1 protein-coding gene is annotated in these 1026 nt (G+C 68.1%); it reads right to left on the minus strand.

Annotated features, from left to right (window positions below; translation table 11 throughout):
• Positions 1–388 precede the first annotated feature (388 nt).
• Positions 389–1026, minus strand: a 638-nt coding sequence (locus AC1D34_RS37935) for an HAD-IC family P-type ATPase (RefSeq protein ID WP_476827074.1), incomplete at its 5' end; no start/stop codon positions are given.

Below are 1026 nucleotides of genomic sequence, written 5' to 3' on the forward strand. Positions count from 1 at the left end.
CACCGAACGTGCAGGATACTGACAACCCGCGGAAAGTCGCGCTCGAATGTTGGTTTGCCGGTCCTGGAGCAGAGCCGGCTAAAAGTTTGCCTGCCGGGTGAGTTCGGGGCGGGGGCGGGCGGCCGTTACGAGGGACCAGACTAGAGCACGGCAGCCAGTCGCGGATTGCGTAGCGCACCAGGGTAGCATTGCTGTCACGTCTTGGACGAAGGGGGCTGCGGGGGGCGGATTGGGTTTTGAATTCCGAGGGGCAGCGTCAGAAGACCTGGCATTCATGACCGGATGGCAGCTGGCGCGGGGAGCGCGACGGCCGGCGTGGAAGCTGGAGCGGAGGCGCGCGCAAATACCTCACCGGCCAGGAAACCGCTCAACGGATGCGCATTTCGCGTCAGCGCAGGGCCCGGAGCGCGTTCAGGATGACCACGATGTCGATCGCTTCCTGGAACAGGGCTCCCTGCACCGGGGGAAGATAGCCGAGGGCAGCGACAAGCATTCCGACGAGGGACAGCCCGAGGCCGACGAAGACGCTCTGCAGAGCTATGCCGCGCGTGCGCCGGGCGACCACGAGTGCCTTCGCCAGCGGTTGCAGTTCGTCGACCAGCAAGACGACGCCCGCTGCTTGCGACGACGCGGCGGCGCCGCGCGCGCCCATCGCGACCCCAACATCCGCGGCGGCAAGTGCGGGCGCGTCGTTGACGCCGTCCCCCACCATCATCACCGCCCGGCTCGCGGCTTCGCGGCGCACGACGGCGACCTTGCCCTCTGGCGTCAGGTCTCCCAGAACCTGATCGACGCCGAGATCCTCGCCCACTGTCCGGGCAATCTGGTCAAGATCTCCGGAAGCCAGCACGATCCGCTCGATTCCGGCGGTGCGGAGCGATTGAAGCGTCGAACGCGCATCGTCGCGCAGTTGATCGCGAAGCAGAATGACGCCGGCGAGCAGCCCGTCCGCGGCCACCGCCACGGTCAGAGCGTCCGGGGGGGCGTCCGCAACCAGCGCGTCCGGATCACCGCCGCGGCTGCGGC

It is taken from the genome of Allobosea sp. P1_A7, from assembly GCF_056406775.1.